Origin of the sequence: Nocardioides thalensis, from assembly GCF_013410655.1 — a bacterium.
Lineage (GTDB): Bacteria > Actinomycetota > Actinomycetes > Propionibacteriales > Nocardioidaceae > Nocardioides > Nocardioides thalensis.
In genome coordinates this window covers 510321-525535 of sequence record NZ_JACCFP010000001.1, presented here as the reverse complement: position 1 = coordinate 525535, position 15215 = coordinate 510321, and the positions used below count along the sequence as shown (strand labels likewise).

Genomic DNA, 15215 nt, shown 5'->3' with positions numbered 1-15215 from the left:
GCCGGTCGGGTCAGGCGTTCGGGTTGAACTCGTTGGTGTAGACGTCGGACACGTCCAGCTCGCCCTGCATCTCGCCCCGGGACTCGAGCCAGTCGACCCAGCGCTCGATGTCCTCGTCCGCGATCACCGCGTCGGCGGGCAGACCCGTCGTGCCGGGGAAGTTCGCCTCGATCGCAGGGATGTAGTCGGCGTACCCCTCCTCCTCGAGGTAGGGGAAGTAGACGTCGAAGATCTCCTGCTTCTCGTGGGTCTCGATGAACTCGATCGCGGTGGCGACACCCTCGACCACCTGCTGGCTGGTGTTCGGGTTCTGCTCGATGAACTCGGTGCGCATGGTGTACGCGCCGCCGATGTACGGCGCGCCCACGACGTCGACGTCGTTGACCAGCTCGGTCACGCCGAACTGGGACTTCATCGTCTGGTAGCTGAGGAAGCCCACGACGGCCGCGTCGACCTGCCCCTTCTCCAGAGCCTCGGGGGTGTTGAGCGGCGGCAGCGGCACCAGGGTGACCTGGTCCTGCTCCTCCTCGCTGAGGCCCTCCTGGTCGAACCAGGTGTCGAGCACGGCCTCGGCGTTGGCACCGAGGGTGTTGACGGCGATCTTCTTCCCGACCAGGTCCGCGGCCGAGCTGATCCCGGAGTCCTCCAGCACGACCAGCTTCTGGTTGCTGTCGGCGTTCGAGCCGTAGGACGGGACGACGGCCTTGATCGGCGCACCCGTCGACACCAGCTGCGCGATCGCGCCGTAGAACGCGGAGCCGCCGATGTCGGTCTGGTTGGACACCAGCGCCTGGAGGGCCTGCGGCCCGCCCGTGATGTCGCCGACCCGCTCGAGGGTCAGCCCCTCGAACTCGCCGAGGGCGTCGGCGAGCAGGAACGGGTCGATGGCTCCCGCATAGCTCTGGTAGCGGATGGTGGTCTCTTCCTCGCCGTCGTTGCCGCCGCCCACGGCGGCTCCGCAGGCGGTGAGACCGGCGACGACGGCGACGAGGACGGCGGCGATGGCAGCAAGTCGGCGCAGGCCGACACGTTCGTGGGTCATGCGAAAGACATTAAGGTCACTAGAGTTACTCCGGAAAGGTTCGGATCGCCGTGATCCGAAGGGGGTGGCGTTGCTCACGCGAACACCGCCTCGCTGGCGGGGTTGCGCGCCACCCAGCGCCGCCCGAGGGCGAAGACCGCGGCCGCCAGCACGGCGAGCGTCAGCATCACGAGCGCCATCGGCACCGCCGAGTCGACCCCGCCCAGCAGGCCGGCCACCGGGGTCGCGGCGGCGCTGACGCCGAACATGAAGAGCCCCAGCAGCGCCGAGCCCGCGCCCGGCAGGTCCCGCACCTGTTCCATCGCCAGGCCCATGCAGTTGCCCATCACCAGGTTGGCGAAGAACCCGTTGGCGAACACCGGCACGACCAGCAGCACCGGCCACGGCGACTGGGCTGCCAGCACCACCAGGAGACAGCTGACGACGCTGCCCGGCAGCGCCACCGCCACGGTCCGCGCCGGGTGGCGGCGGGCGCGGGCCAGGCGCGCCGACAGGAGGCCGGCGGCGGTCATGCCGAGCGCGTTGACCGCGAAGCTCAGCCCGTAGGCGAGCGGCGAGAAGCCCAGCACGTCCTGGTAGACGAACGAGCTGCTCGCGATGTAGGCCATCACCGAGGCGACGCCGAGCCCGAGCGTCGTGGCGTAGGTGACGTACGCCGGCCGCGCCAGCACGCGCAGCAGGTCGCGGTAGTCGACGCGCACGGTGCGCCGTACGGGCGGAAGCGTCTCGGGCACGAGGAAGATCGCGGCGGCCAGCTGGAGGGCGGCGATGAGCGTCAGCACCGCCAGCACGCCGCGCCACGGCACGAACGTCGCGAGCGCTCCCCCGAGCGCCGGCGCGATCACCGGCGTGAGGCCGTGGATCGTCATCATCAGCGCCAGCGCGCGGACCCCGGCGTACCCCTGGGCGAGGTCGGCGACCATCGCCCGGGCGATCACCATGCCCGACGACGCGGACAGCGCCTGCACGAACCGGGCGACGATCAACACCTCGATCGTCGGCGCGAGCACGACCGCGAACGAGGACACCACCGTGATCGAGTTGCTGACCAGCAGCGGCGCGCGGCGCCCGAACCGGTCGGAGATCGGGCCCCAGATCGGCTGCCCGACGGACACCCCGACGAGATAGGCGGTCAGTGTCAGCTGCACCATGGCCGGGGTCGTGCCCAGCCCGTCCTGGATCTCCGGGAAGCTCGCGAGGTAGAGGTCGACCGCCAGCGGCGAGAGCGCCGCGATGAACGCCAGCAGCAGGAGCAGGCGGAGCCGGAGCGGCCGTTCCGCGTGCGGCGCGGGGTCGGGAAGGACGGTGTCAGGGCCGGGGAGCTGCCCGGCGTCGAGGGTCGCCACGGCCGGAGAAGCCGCGGCGACCCTCGCTTGTTTCAGTTCCGCGCAGCGTGCGTCGTTTCGGCGTGCCCGCTCTTCTCACGCTCCGGCTCGTCGAGCTCGGAGGCCGCGGAGACGACGAGGCCGCCGACCATGAAGGCGATGATCACCGCGACCAGCGCACCCGCGCCGAAGCTCGGGATGAAGCGACGCGCCCCCTGCGGCTCGGCCTCGCTGCCGTGATGCGCGTGGGTCAGGGCGTGGCCCTTGCCGCGCTGGAGCAGGTAGCGGTTGACGGGGTACGCCGCCAGGAACGCCGCCGTCAGCGCGATCATCATGCCGACCCAGAACACGACGTTGACCAGGCCCGCGTCCATCGCACCCGGGATGACCGCCATCACCGCGTTGTCGACCAGCTCCATCGTCGCGATCGAGAGCGTGTCGGCCGCGAACACCAGCGCCAGGGCCGCGCCGACGCCCAGGCCGGCCTTGACCAGCGGGAGCATCGAGAGGGTGTAGCCGAACAGGAACGCGAGCCCGACCGCCAGCGCGATCGTCCAGCCGGCACTGAGGCCGACCGCGGTGCCGATCATCAGGCCGAGGATCTCACCGATGGCGCAGCCGGTGAGGCAGTGCAGGGTCGCGCTCAGCGCCATCGCGTTGACGTTGCCGTGGGGGTCGTGACCGTGGTGGTGGGTTGCGTGGTCCATGACACCGGAACATATACCCCCCAGGGGTATATTCCAAGAGGCGGCGAGAACTTCTTCCTAGAGTTGTCCCATGACCTCGGACTCGCACCGGATCCCCCGCCTGGCCGCTGCTCTCGCGGCGGTCCTGCTGCTCGTGCCCACCCTGTCGGCCTGCGGCGGCGACGACCCGGCGGACGACCGACCCGCGCTGTCGTCGACCGCGCACAACGACGCCGACGTCGAGTTCGCGACGGCGATGATCCAGCACCACGCGCAGGCGATGTCGATGGTCGACCTCGCCGCGGAGCGCGACCTGGACCCGAAGGTGCAGCGGCTCGCGGAGGCCATCCGGGCCGCCCAGGGACCCGAGATCGAGACCATGGTCGACTGGCTCCAGGAGTGGGGCGAGGACATCCCCGAGACCATGCGCGACCACGTCAACATGGGCCACCACGGCGACATCGGCGAGGCCATGGAGGGCATGGACACCGACATGCCCGGGATGATGAGCGCGGAGGACATGACCGCGCTCCAGGACGCGACCGACGCGGAGTTCCAGGACCTGTGGCTCACGATGATGGTCGAGCACCACGAGGGTGCCGTCGAGATGGCCGAGACCGAGCAGGACGCCGGTCAGTACCGCCCGGCGGTCGAGCTGGCCGACCGCATCGTCACGACGCAGACCGCCGAGATCGAGCAGATGGAGCGGCTGCGCTGAGGAGCGCGGTGCGGTCGGTCAGCTTGACCCGCGGCCGTCGGTACGGCGCTCCGGCCTCCCGCTCGCGGGCGTCGATGGCGCGCCACCCGGCGAGGTCGACCGGGGCGGTCGGACGAGGTGCGACCGGCGGCGCGAGGCGGCCGGCGTCGATGTCCTCGAAGACGCGCGCCGCGGTCTCCTCCGCGCAGGAGCGGTTGGTGCCGATGAAGCCGCGCGGGCCGCGCTTGACCCAGCCCGCGACGTAGACGCCCGGCTCGACCCGGCCGCCGTCGCTGGGGACCCGCCCCGCGACCTCGTCGAACGGCAGCCCGGCGACCGGTCGCGCGCGGTAGCCGATCGCCGCGACCACCGCGCCTGCCACCATGTCCTCGCACTCCCCCGCGCGCTCCACCCGGATGCCGTCGACGCGCGCGTCGCCGAGCACCTCGACGGGGGTCGTGCCGAACCGGAGCACGATGCGACGACGGTGGCCGCGCGGCGGCCGCGCCGCGAGCTCGGCGAGGACCCTGGTCTTCTCGCTGGTCACGGTGACGGGCCCATCGACCACGACGTCGACCCCGTCAAGCCCGCGGAGCCCGATCAGCTCGGGCAGCGTGAACGCGGCGTGCTCGGGGCCGCGGCGCCCGAGGACCACCACCTCGCGCACGGCGCTACCGCGCAGCGCGGCGAGCGCGTGGTCGGCGATGTCGGTGCCCGCCAGGACGTCGGGATCGGCGGTGAGTACCCGGGCGACGTCGAGGGCGACGTTGCCGTTGCCAACCACGACGACGCGCTCGGTGTCGAGCGCGAGCGGCGGCCCGAGGTGGTCGGGGTGGCCGTTGTACCAGGCGACGACGTCGGTCGCGGTGACCGACTGGACGAGCCCGCTGCCGGGCACGTCGAGGGTCCGGCCGGTGCCGGAGCCGGTCGCGTAGACGACGGCGTCGTACGCCGAGCGCAGCTGCTCGTGGGTGACGTCGGTGCCGACCTCCACCCCGAGCAGGTAGCGGAAGCCGGGCTGGTCCTCGATGCGTGCGAACAGCCGGGTGACGTCCTTGGTGCGGGCGTGGTCGGGTGCGACCCCGGCCCGCACGAGGCCGTACGGCGTGGGGAGCCGGTCGAGCACGTCGACCTCGACGGTCGGCTGGCGCAGCAGCTCGTCGGCCGTGAACAGCCCCGCCGGCCCGGCCCCGACGACCGCGACCCGGACCGGTCGCCGCTCCCCCAGCACGGGCAGCACCTCGACCGGCGCGAGCGGCCGGCGGTCGGCGTGGGGGTGCTCGCGGTAATACGAGGCGTTCAGCTCGAGGAACGGCAGCTGGTCGTCGGTGAGCGCGGTGTGCGGCACGACCGCCCCCACCGGGCAGGCCGTGGTGCAGGCGCCGCAGTCCATGCAGGTCGCCGGGTCGACGTACAGCATCTCGGCCTCGGCGAAGCCGGGCTCGCCGGGCGCCGGGTGGATGCAGTTGACCGGGCAGGCGGTGACGCACGAGGCGTCGCTGCAACAGGACTGGGTGACGACGTACGTCACGGGCTCACTCTTCCTTCGGGGTACGGCGGTCAGGCGGCTTCGCGCGCCGGTTCGCTGCGGTAGCGCGAGGGCTGGCCGGCGATGCCGAGCAGCTTCCACACGCGCCGGGAGACGGGGTTCATCAGGCCGGTGTCCTCGGCGAGCGCCCGGACGTCGCCGAACAGGTCGCGCAGCATCCGGCGGCCCTGGTCGCTGCGCCAGAACACCTCCTTCACGACCGACCTCGGGACGCCGACCTCGGTCGTGATCTCCTTGCCGGGCACCACGATCAGGTCGCAGGCGATCCGCATCGTCAGCGGGTAGAGCACCGAGAGCAGGCCCTTGCGGACCGGGCCCAGCTCGGGGACGCGCTCGAGCAGGTACTCGTGAGCGAAGGAGATGTGGCGGGCCTCCTCGGCGACGTGGATCTGCATGATCCGCTCGAGCAGCGGGTGCAGGTCGTCGCTGGAGCGAAGGATCGCCTTCTGGATGTGGTCGATCGGCTCCTCGCCGGCGAGCACCATCGTGAAGAACCACTCGGGGAAGATCGAGGCCACCCAGGGGATGATCGGGCTCGCCACCCGGATCACCCGCCGCATCCCCGGCACCTCCACGCCCGCGCGATTGACGAACTCTTGGAACATCTGGGTGTGGTGGGTCTCCTCCGTCGCCTCGTGGGTGAGGTAGCGGAACTCGGGCGACCCGTTGGGCACGGTGAAGACGTACTGCATGATGCCGCGGATCAAGATGTTCTCGAACTGGAGGCCGACCTTGCAGACGTTGGCCTGGCGCCAGAGCCCGATCGCGATCCGGCGCTCCTCGGACTGCTCCTGGTACCACGGGTGCGCCCCGAGGGCGTCGACGGCGGGCAGCGACCAGCGTGGGTCCGTGAGGTCGATCGCGAAGTCGGGGTCGTCCCACGGGATGTCCCGGAAGGCGTCGAAGCTGCGGTTCGCGGAACCCTCGGACAGGGTCTCCACGATGTCCTCGTAGCGCTGCGCGGGCGAGGCGGTCATGGCTCCTCCTGGTGCGGTTGCGGTTTGGTTATCTGTACAGCGTGTGCAAGGTATTCGGTCGTGCGTGGGCGCGCCGCCGGGGCGGGGTGCGCTAGGGCGCCGAGGTGGTCCCGGTCAGCTGCTCGACGGGGACGGTCGGGTCGATGACGACACCGAGCTCCCTGGCCTCGCCGTCGATCTGGAACCAGACCCACCGGCTGAGGGTCGCCGTGAGCTCGGCCGCGCTGACGGTGCGGTCGGGCATCCTGATCCACTGCTTGACACTGCCGCGGACCTGGCCGATGAGCCCGACGACGAGCAGGTCCAGGACGGCGAGGTGCTCGTCGTCGAGCGGGCTGCCGAGCAGGGTCGCGCCGGTCTGCACGAGGGTGGCCAGCTCGGTGCCCAGGTCGTCGATCGCCCGCTCGAGCTCGCCGGGCTCGCCGTCGCCGAGCTCGCGCTCGGACATCTCGTGGAGGCTCGGGTGGGCGGCCACCCACTCGACGTACGCGCCGACGATGCTGCCGATGATCGACTCCGCGCTCCCCTCCAGCCGGAGGTGCGCGCCGAGGACCTCGCGGATCTGGGCGACCACGTGGCGCTGGACGGCGCGGTTGAGCTCGGCGCGGCCGTTGAACAGCCGGTAGACGACCGTGCGAACCAGGCCGGCCTGCTCGGCGATCTGCTGCACGTGGATCTCGGCGCCGGGCGGCTGCTGCTCGATCAGCTCGACGGCGGCATTGAGCACCAGCTCCCGCCGCTCGGCGTTGTGGCTCTCCCAGCGCAGCTGACGGCCGTCGACCCGGGGGACGCGCGGCAGCTGCGGCATGGGCCGCACTCTAGTCGCGCGGGCGCCGGCGGAGACCGCGCCCGCGAGGGCGCGGGGCACGGTGCCGATGTCAGCCGACACGGTCGCGCACCCTGCTGGGACCGTGGCCGAGCGCCGGCACGGGGACCGCGGCGTCGAAGACGAGACCCTCGTCGTCGATCCGCCCCCGTCGCAGCGTGATGCTGTCGCGGAGGTAGTCGTTGCGGATCCGCCACGGCCCGGACCGGCCCTGGCGCGGCATGACGGCGTCGCCGCGCTGGATGTAGCCCGATCGCATGGAGTCGCCCATCACCGAGACATCGCTGTGCTCCGCCGGGCCGGCGACCGGGACCACGGTCCGGTGACCACGCTTGTCCATGTGCTTGACCAGGCGGCACAGGTAGGTGCTGGCGAGGTCGGCCTTGAGCGTCCAGGATGCGTTGGTGTAGCCGATGACGAACGTCGCGTTCGGCACGCCCTCCATCATCACGCCCTTGTGGAGCAGCCGCTCCCGGGTGTCGACGACCTCGCCGTCGACCTCGAGGACGGCGCCGCCCATCAGCTGGATCTTCAGGCCGGTGGCCGCGACGACGATGTCGGCACGGAGCTCCTCGCCGGAGCGGGTGCGGATGCCGTCGGGCGTGAACGTCTCGATGTGGTCGGTGAGGATCGACGCCTCGCCGCGGCGCAGCGCGCGGAACAGGTCGCCGTTGGGGACGACGCAGAGCCGCTCGTCCCACGGGTCGTACGACGGCGTGAAGTGCCGCATGTCCACGTTGGGCCCCACCTGCGCGCGCACCGCCGCCAGCAGCACCTTGCGGGCGAGGGCCGGCTGGGCGCGGCACAGCTTGTAGATCGCCTGCTGGAGCACGATGTTGCGGAGCCGGCCGCTGAGGTAGGCGGCCGAGGCGGGGAGCACCCGCGACAGCGGTGACGCCAGCGGGTCCTCGGACGGCACGGGCATCACATAGCTCGGGGAGCGCTGCAGCATCGTGACGCTGGCGGCGTCGGGCGCCATCGCGGGCACCAGCGTGATCGCGGTGGCACCGCTGCCGATGACCACGACGTCCTTGCCGGTGTGGTCGAGGTCCTCCGGCCAGTGCTGCGGATGCACGATCCGGCCGGCGAACCGGTCCTCACCGGGGAACTCCGGACGGTGGCCGTCGTCGTAGTCGTAGTAGCCGGTCGCTCCGACGACGAACCGGCTCGTGTACCTCACCGGCCGGCCGGCGACGACGGCCTCGACCGTCCAGCGCGCGTCCTCCGTCGACCAGGAGGCGCGGGTGACGCGGTGGCCGAAGCGGATGTGGCGGGTGACGTCGTGCGCGTCGGCGGTCTCGGCGACGTACTGCTTGATGCTGGGGCCGTCGGCCAGCACCTTGGTGCCGATCCACGGGCGGAAGCCGAAGCCGAACGTGAGCATGTCGGAGTCGGACCGGATCCCGGGGTAACGGAAGAGGTCCCACGTGCCGCCGACCGCGTCGCGGCGCTCCAGGATCGCGAACGACTTACCGGTGCCTTCGCGGACGAGGTGGCACGCGGTCCCGATGCCGGAGATGCCGGCGCCGATGATGAGGACGTCGAAGTCGCAGGTGTCGGTCATCGGGCTTCCTCAGGCGACGTCGGCGACGGACGCGCGCAGGCCGTGGCTCGAGCCGCGCAACAGCACGTCGACGACCCGGTCGACGTCGTCGGACATCGGGACGTGGCCGCTGCCCGGCAGCCAGACGTGCTCGGCGTGCGGCAGCTGCTGGCGGGCGCGGGCGGCCTGGTAGGGCAGCAGGACGCGGTCCTTGGTGCCCCACGCGATCGTGACGGGCACGTCGGCGGCGATCTCGGCGTCGAACGGGAAGCCGCTCCGGATGATGGTGCGCAACGCCTTGCGCGCGGCGACCATGCTGCCGAGGTCACCGAGCACGCGCTCCGCCTCGAGGCGGTCGCCGTACCGCATGATCGACGCGAGCATCGCGCGGCGTGCGACGGCCGACGTCGCGAGCGACGGGGCGAACGGAGCGGTCACGCGCGCGGCCGTCATGAGTACGGCGAAGTGGGCGCGGATGTAGGCGAAGTCGCGGTCGTCGCGCCAGAACCCGGCAGGGGCCAGCGCGGTCGCACTGCTGACCAGCCCGTCCGCCGCGGCCTCCAGGGCGATCCGGCCTCCGAGCGAGTTGCCGGCGATGTGCGGCCGGTCGATGCCGAGCTCTCCGAAGAACTCGATCAACTGCTCCTGGAGCACCTCCTTGATCGGTCGGCCGTTGGTCACGAGCGCGGGCGACTCGCCATGCCCCGGCAGGTCGAACAGGACCACCTCGCGATGCTCGGCCAGCTGCTCGGCGACGGGGTACCAGGCCTGCCGGCGGTGCCCGATGCCGTGCACCAGCACGAGAGTCTCGCCCGAGCCGAACCGTTCGTGAGCCAGCATGCCGACCTCCAGATCGCGCGAGCGACGCTGCCCGCAGTTAGCTGCACACTCTGTACAGGTAACGCGGCCACTCTGGACAACCGATGGCAACTTGTAAATACCCCGACCAGCGTGTTCAGCGGTGGATGTGACGCAGGCCACGCGGGCGGTCGCTCCGCGTCATGGCACCGTCCCGAGCGACGAGAGATCGCCCGCGCAACGGTCAGCAGATACGTGCGTACGCACGTAACTGTTATCGTTGTCCCATGCCGGACGACGACATCCGCGCCTGGGCGGCGCTGCTCCGCACCCACGCCGCCGTCCTCCCCAAGCTCGAACGCGCCCTTGTGAAGACAGGCCTGCCGCTGACCTGGTACGACGTCCTGCTCGTCGTCAACGCCGCTCCCGATCGCAGGCTGCGCATGACGGAGCTGGGTCGACAGGCGGTCGTCAGCCGGGAGCGCGTGAGCCGGGTCGTGTCGGAACTCGAGCGCGAGGGCCTGATGGAGCGCCAGCCCAACCCCGACGACAAGCGCTCCTCGTTCGCCGCCATCACTCCCGAAGGTCGCAAGCGCCTGAAGTCGGCCGCTCCCACCTACCTGGCTGCCGTAGCCCGCCACTACCTTGCCCACCTCGATCCCGACGAGATCGCCGTCATCGCGACCGCGCTGTCCCGCGTGGTGGAGGCGGAGGAGGCGGCCACAGCAGGCCAGTGAACGGTCGGCGGTCGCATGACCAGCGCCAACCGATATGTGCCTGCGCACACACTTGACACGAACCCCGTCGCGAGGCACATTTATGTGCGTGCAACCGCACTTCTTTCGGAAGGGTACGCCGCCCGGTTCCTCCGGGTGACCACACCGACCGTCTCCCCACTTCTCTTCGACCAAGGAACGCTCATGACCACCACCCCGACCTCCGCCACCCCCACCCGGACCATCGACGGCACCACCGTGCCCGCCGTCGGCACCTGGGAGATCGACCCGGGCCACACCGACCTCGCCTTCATCGGCCGCCACTTCATGGTGACGAAGGTCCGCGGCCGGTTCACCGGCGTCGAGGGCGCCGTCACCATCGCCGAGAACATGGCGGACTCCAGGGTCGACGTCACCATCGACATGGCGTCGGTCGAGTCCGGCAGCGACGTCCGTGACGAGCACATCCGCTCCGCCGAGCTCTTCGACGTCGCCACCTACCCCACCGCCACGTTCCGCTCCACCCACGTCGACTGGCGCGGCGACCGCGGCACCGTCACCGGCGACCTGACCATCCACGGCGTCACCCGCCAGGTCCCCCTCGACGTCTCGTTCGAGGGCTACGTCCGCGACCCCTGGGGCGGCGACCGCGCCATGTTCGCTGCGCGCACCAGGATCAACCGCGAAGACTTCGGCATCACCTGGAACGTCGCCCTCGAGGCCGGCGGCCTCCTCGTCAGCAAGGAGGTCAACATCGAGATCGACCTCGAGACCGTCCTCGCCCGCGCCTGACCCACGGCGAACGAAGGCCGGAAAGCCAGCAGGCCGGACCCAGATCCTGGGTCCGGCCTGTTCGGTATCTCCTGAGAGATCAGGTGGTGGAGCTGAGGGGATTCGAACCCCTGACCTTCTCATTGCGAACGAGACGCGCTACCAACTGCGCCACAGCCCCAAGCGAGGGGAAACGGTAGCACCCGGGTCACCCGGGCTCCGAATCGAGGTGGGGGGTCGCCGGCGACCTCAGGCGCCGGACGCGCGGCGGCGCTCGGACTCGCCCTCGGCCTCGCGTGCGGTGGCCTGCGCCTCGCGCGCCAGCTGGGAGTCGGCCGCGTTGCGACCCGAGCTCCACACGCCCGTGGAGTCGAGGTCGATGGTGCGGACCGTGCGGCCCGCGGCGGCCTTGGCGACGTACGTCGGCAGGGTCATCGGCACCGGGTCCCAACCACCGGGCGTCGGGTCGGGTTGGGCGTCGACGGCCGCGACCTCGGAGGTCTCGTCACCCTCCGCCTCGGCGGTGGCATCGTCGACCGCATCCTCCTCGGCGATCACGACGTCAGCGAGGGTACGGCGCCGCTTCTTGACGCGGACGGGCGCGACCACGCGGGCCGCCTGCTCCTTGCGGACCATCAGCCGGCACGCCACGAGCCACGCGACGATGACCGCGGCCGGAATGGCGACGTAGACCCACGGGATGACGGCCGCAGCGGCGAGGCCGACGACGACCAGGGTCGAGACGACCAGCGTGCCGAGCACCCGGCGACGGCGGCGGGCTGCACGAGCGGCGGCGGCGCGGCGGAGGCGGGCCTGGAGCGGCGTCAGCGGAGCGGGCGCGGCGTGGGCCTGAGCGATCTCGACCTCGACCGCGGCTTGGGTCTCGACGACCTCGGTGGACGTCTTCGACTTCTGCGAGCCGACGACCAGCTCGGCCTTCGACGCGGTCACGGCCTCCCGACGGGCGAGCACCCGCATCCGGTCGGAGAAGCTGTCGACCGAGCGACGGGCGGCGTCCTCCTCGTGATGACGGAGCGCCTTCGGGATGAGGTAGACGGCCCAGGCGACTGCCAGGGCGACGAAGATCAGTGCGCTCAGGTCCACAGACGAGAGGCTAGGTCCGTTAGCGCAGGCCGGGACGCATGTGTACCGGTGTGTCACAGATTGAGTCCTGTGACTGGTGTGATTCCCCGCGATGGCGGTCAGCCTCCAGCCGTTTCCGACACGTCCCCGCCGGACTCGATGAGCCGCGCCAGCACGCCGCGCGGCACCTCCTCCTTGGTGATCGCGAAGATCCGGTGGTCGCGCCAGTCGCCGTCGATGTGCAGGAACCGCGGCGCGTAGCCGATCTCGCGGATGCCGAGCTTCTCGACGACCCGCAGCGAGTTGGTGTTCTCGGGACGGATGCAGACCTCGATCCGGTGCAGCCCCGCAGCGAAGAAGCAGTGGTCGATCGCCATCGCGACCGCGCGCGGCATCACGCCGCGGCCGGCGAAGTCCTGGTCGATCCAGTAGCCCACCGAGGCGAACTGCGCCGACCCGCGCACGATGTTGTTGATGCTCACCTGGCCGGCGAAGCGGCCGTCGACCTCGATCACGAACGGCAGGTTGGTGCCGCGCCGGGCCGCCTTCGACAGCCGTTTCACCAGCGCTCGGAACGACGTCGGCCGCGCCTCACCGCCGGGCGGGACGGTGGCGTCCCACGGACCGAGCCAGTGGGCGTTGCGCTGGCGCGCGGAGCGCCAGGCGCGGGCATCCGAGCGCCGGATGGGGCGCAGCGTGACCGTGGGGTCCACACCGGAGGTCAGCACGTTGGGCCAGGTGCGGCCGGGGACCGAGGTGATCATCCGGTCGGCCGGCGCGCGGCGCGGGTGCGTGTCGCTCAATGGTCGCTCCCCCGCACCTGCTCGACGGCGTGGACCACGACCGGCCGCAGCACCTCGAGCGCGTCCTTCACTCCCCCGCGCGACCCGGGCAGGTTCACCACCAGGCAGTCGCCGCTCACGCCCGCCAGGCCGCGGGACAGGGCGGCGGTGGGCACGCCCTTCGCGATGCCGGCGGCACGGATCGCCTCGGCGAGCCCCGGCACCTCGCGGTCGAGCAGCGGCCGCGTCACCTCGGGGGTCAGGTCGGTCGGCGTCAGGCCGGTCCCGCCGGTCGTGAGCACGACGCGCGCGCCCTCGGCGACGGCGGCCGAGATCGCCGTACCGACCGGGTCGCCGTCGGCGCACACGACGGGGTCGCCGACCTCGAACCCGAGGTCGCGCAGGGCGTCGACGATCAGCGGACCCGTGGTGTCCTCGTAGACGCCGGCGGCCGCGCGGTTGGACGCCACCACCACGACCGCCCTCACCGTCGCCACTCCCCCGACTTGCCGCCTGTCTTGGACTCCACGCGTACGTCGGTGATCACCGCGCCCTTGTCGACGGCCTTGACCATGTCGACGACCGTGAGCGCGGCGACGGAGACCGCGGTGAGCGCCTCCATCTCGACGCCGGTGCGGTCCGAGGTGCGCACGGTCGCCGAGATCTCGACCGCGTCGTCGGCCACCTCGAGGTCGAGGACGACGCCCGAGATCGCGAGCGGGTGGCAGAGAGGGACCAGGTCGGGGGTGCGCTTGGCGCCCATGATCCCGGCAATGCGAGCGACCGCGAGAGCGTCGCCCTTCGGCACGCCCTCGCCGCGCAGCAGCGCCACGACCTCGGCGGACACGAGCACCCGACCGGACGCCGTCGCGGCCCGCGCGGTGACGGCCTTCTCCGAGACGTCGACCATCCGGGCGGCGCCGGACTCGTCGACGTGGGTCAGCCCGCGGGGTGCCTCACTCATGGCGCCAGTCTCCCACCCGTCCAGCAGGAGTACGGCGACCCGCCGTCAGGCCTTGTGCTCGCCGGTGATGACCTCGCCCGCGGGCACCCGCTCGGCGGCGCTGCTGTCGAGCTTCACGTCGCCGACGAACTGGACGCCGTGGCCGAAGGTCCAGTCGCCGTCGATCGTCAGCGACGAGGCCTTGGCGAGCGAGGGGGCGCCCTCCGGGAAGCGCTTGTCGAACTCCCCGACCAGCTTGTAGAAGTCGTCGTCGAGGTCGATGTAGGGGATGTCGGCGGCGATCTGGGTCAGCGCGAAGTCGTCGCCGATCTCGTAGACGTCGGAGCGCAGCACCAGCAGGTCGTTGGTGGTCTTCACCGGCACGAACCGGTCACGGCCGACCTCGATCAGCTGGGAGCCCTCGAACACCTCGATCGCCGCGCCCATGGCGGTCTCGATCTGGATCACCTCCGGGGTCGACTTGTCGCCGGGGTCGACGTTCTTGACGTTCTTGATCAGCGGCAGCCCGAGGATGCCGTCGCGCGCGTCGAGCGTGTCGCGCATCGCCACCAGGTCGAACCACAGGTTGTTGGTCGAGCAGTAGCGGTGCCGGCTGAGGTCGGCCAGCGCCTCCTTGTCCTCCGCCGGCGTCTGCGCGGTCTCGCGCAGCACGATCCGGCCGTCGGCCTTGCGGCGCGCGAAGTGGCCGCCCTTGCGGTCGCTCGGTGTGCGGACCACGGCCTCGATCGCGAACGGCGCGCCGCTGGCGGCGAACCAGCCGGCGACCTTCGCGTCGGGCACGGCGCCGAGGTTGTCGGAGTTGGAGACGAACGCGTAGCGGTAGCCCTGCTCGATCAGCTGGTCGAGCGTGCCGGAGCCGCGCAGCGCGGTGTAGATGTCGCCGTGGCCCGGCGGGCACCACTCGAGGTCGGGCTCCTTCGGCCAGCTGACCGGCGACAGGTCGTCGACGAGGAGCTTGGGCTCCTTGTTCTGGAGGAACTCCAGGGGCAGGCCGTCGACCTGCAGGTCCTCGTAGCGCGCGAGCGCGGCGAGCGTGTCGGCCGACGTGCGGAAGCTGTTCATGAAGATCAGCGGCAGCGTCGCGTCGTACTCCTTGCGCAGGTGCAGCACCTGCCGCGCGATGATGTCGAGGAACGACAGCCCGCGGCGCACACAGAGCAGCGACTTCGCGCGGTCCATGCCCATCGAGGTGCCGAGGCCGCCGTTGAGCTTGATCACCGCGGTCTTGCGTACGGCGTCGGCCGCGACCGCGTCGTCGACGTCCGCGCCGGCGAGGGACTCGATGTCGACCGGGTCGATGCTGGCCTCGGGGATCATCCCCGTCTCACCGTGCTCGAGCAGCCGGTAGTAGTGCGCGAAGTTGTCGATCGCGACGGGGTCGACCCCCGCTGCTGCCATCTTCTCCCGTGCTTTTTCGAGCCCGACGCTCCGTCCGGTTCCACCCATACCTTCGATC

The 15215-nt window shown here is 71.3% G+C and carries 16 protein-coding genes and 1 tRNA gene; 3 read left to right on the top strand and 14 right to left on the bottom strand.

Annotated features, from left to right (window positions below):
- Positions 1 to 10: 10 nt before the first annotated feature.
- The 3 genes from HNR19_RS02530 to HNR19_RS02520 form a co-directional block, all read right to left on the bottom strand.
- Positions 11 to 1042, bottom strand: a complete 1032-nt coding sequence (locus HNR19_RS02530) for an ABC transporter substrate-binding protein (RefSeq protein WP_179666407.1) — start codon at positions 1040 to 1042, stop codon at positions 11 to 13.
- A 74-nt stretch (positions 1043 to 1116) separates the two neighbouring features.
- Positions 1117 to 2388 carry a Bcr/CflA family efflux MFS transporter gene (locus HNR19_RS02525; RefSeq protein ID WP_179666406.1) on the bottom strand — a complete coding sequence of 424 codons (1272 nt, stop codon included), beginning with the start codon at positions 2386 to 2388 and terminating at the stop codon, positions 1117 to 1119.
- Between the two features lie 32 nt (positions 2389 to 2420).
- Positions 2421 to 3074: a DUF4396 domain-containing protein gene (locus HNR19_RS02520; RefSeq protein WP_246303464.1), complete on the bottom strand. Its 654-nt coding sequence runs from the start codon at positions 3072 to 3074 to the stop codon at positions 2421 to 2423.
- A gap of 70 nt (positions 3075 to 3144) precedes the next feature.
- Here HNR19_RS02520 and HNR19_RS02515 point away from each other — a divergent pair, with 70 nt between their 5' ends.
- Positions 3145 to 3771 carry a DUF305 domain-containing protein gene (locus tag HNR19_RS02515; RefSeq protein ID WP_179666405.1) on the top strand — a complete coding sequence of 209 codons (627 nt, stop codon included), beginning with the start codon at positions 3145 to 3147 and terminating at the stop codon, positions 3769 to 3771.
- On the opposite strand, the gene HNR19_RS02510 is transcribed toward HNR19_RS02515, so the two are convergent.
- The 5 genes from HNR19_RS02510 to HNR19_RS02490 all read right to left on the bottom strand — a co-directional run bounded on the left by HNR19_RS02510 (position 3725) and on the right by HNR19_RS02490 (position 9485).
- A complete protein-coding gene (locus HNR19_RS02510) occupies positions 3725 to 5281 on the bottom strand; it encodes an FAD-dependent oxidoreductase (protein WP_179666404.1) in 1557 nt (518 codons plus the stop codon). The genes HNR19_RS02515 and HNR19_RS02510 overlap by 47 nt on opposite strands.
- 29 nt (positions 5282 to 5310) lie before the next feature.
- Complete coding sequence (locus HNR19_RS02505) at positions 5311 to 6276, bottom strand: AurF N-oxygenase family protein (RefSeq protein ID WP_179666403.1); 966 nt, start codon at positions 6274 to 6276, stop codon at positions 5311 to 5313.
- Positions 6277 to 6367: 91 nt separating this feature from the next.
- Positions 6368 to 7084, bottom strand: a complete 717-nt coding sequence (locus HNR19_RS02500) for a TetR/AcrR family transcriptional regulator (RefSeq protein ID WP_179666402.1) — start codon at positions 7082 to 7084, stop codon at positions 6368 to 6370.
- 70 nt (positions 7085 to 7154) lie between these two features.
- A complete protein-coding gene (locus HNR19_RS02495; RefSeq protein ID WP_179666401.1) occupies positions 7155 to 8666 on the bottom strand; it encodes a flavin-containing monooxygenase in 1512 nt (503 codons plus the stop codon).
- A gap of 9 nt (positions 8667 to 8675) precedes the next feature.
- Positions 8676 to 9485 carry an alpha/beta fold hydrolase gene (locus HNR19_RS02490; RefSeq protein WP_179666400.1) on the bottom strand — a complete coding sequence of 270 codons (810 nt, stop codon included), beginning with the start codon at positions 9483 to 9485 and terminating at the stop codon, positions 8676 to 8678.
- Between the two features lie 245 nt (positions 9486 to 9730).
- On the opposite strand from HNR19_RS02490, the gene HNR19_RS02485 reads away from it, so the two are divergent.
- Complete coding sequence (locus tag HNR19_RS02485) at positions 9731 to 10180, top strand: MarR family winged helix-turn-helix transcriptional regulator (RefSeq protein ID WP_179666399.1); 450 nt, start codon at positions 9731 to 9733, stop codon at positions 10178 to 10180.
- A gap of 183 nt (positions 10181 to 10363) precedes the next feature.
- A complete protein-coding gene (locus HNR19_RS02480) occupies positions 10364 to 10951 on the top strand; it encodes a YceI family protein (protein ID WP_179666398.1) in 588 nt (195 codons plus the stop codon).
- Between the two features lie 84 nt (positions 10952 to 11035).
- Here HNR19_RS02480 and HNR19_RS02475 read toward each other — a convergent pair.
- The 6 genes from HNR19_RS02475 to HNR19_RS02450 form a co-directional block, all read right to left on the bottom strand.
- Positions 11036 to 11111, bottom strand: a tRNA-Ala gene (locus HNR19_RS02475).
- Between the two features lie 68 nt (positions 11112 to 11179).
- Positions 11180 to 12034, bottom strand: coding sequence for a divisome protein SepX/GlpR (gene sepX, locus HNR19_RS02470; protein WP_179666397.1), 855 nt, complete (start codon positions 12032 to 12034; stop codon positions 11180 to 11182).
- Positions 12035 to 12132: 98 nt separating this feature from the next.
- Positions 12133 to 12816, bottom strand: coding sequence for a GNAT family N-acetyltransferase (locus HNR19_RS02465; RefSeq protein WP_246303463.1), 684 nt, complete (start codon positions 12814 to 12816; stop codon positions 12133 to 12135).
- Entirely contained in the window at positions 12813 to 13283 is a 471-nt protein-coding gene (locus HNR19_RS02460) for a molybdenum cofactor synthesis domain-containing protein (protein WP_179666396.1), read from the bottom strand. Before HNR19_RS02460 ends, HNR19_RS02465 begins: the two co-directional genes overlap by 4 nt.
- Entirely contained in the window at positions 13280 to 13759 is a 480-nt protein-coding gene (gene moaC / locus HNR19_RS02455) for a cyclic pyranopterin monophosphate synthase MoaC (protein ID WP_179666395.1), read from the bottom strand. The genes HNR19_RS02460 and moaC overlap by 4 nt, the downstream gene beginning before the upstream one ends.
- A gap of 45 nt (positions 13760 to 13804) precedes the next feature.
- On the bottom strand, positions 13805 to 15205 hold the full coding sequence (locus tag HNR19_RS02450; protein WP_179666394.1) for a UTP--glucose-1-phosphate uridylyltransferase: 1401 nt from the start codon (positions 15203 to 15205) through the stop codon (positions 13805 to 13807).
- Between the last annotated feature and the right edge of the window lie 10 nt (positions 15206 to 15215).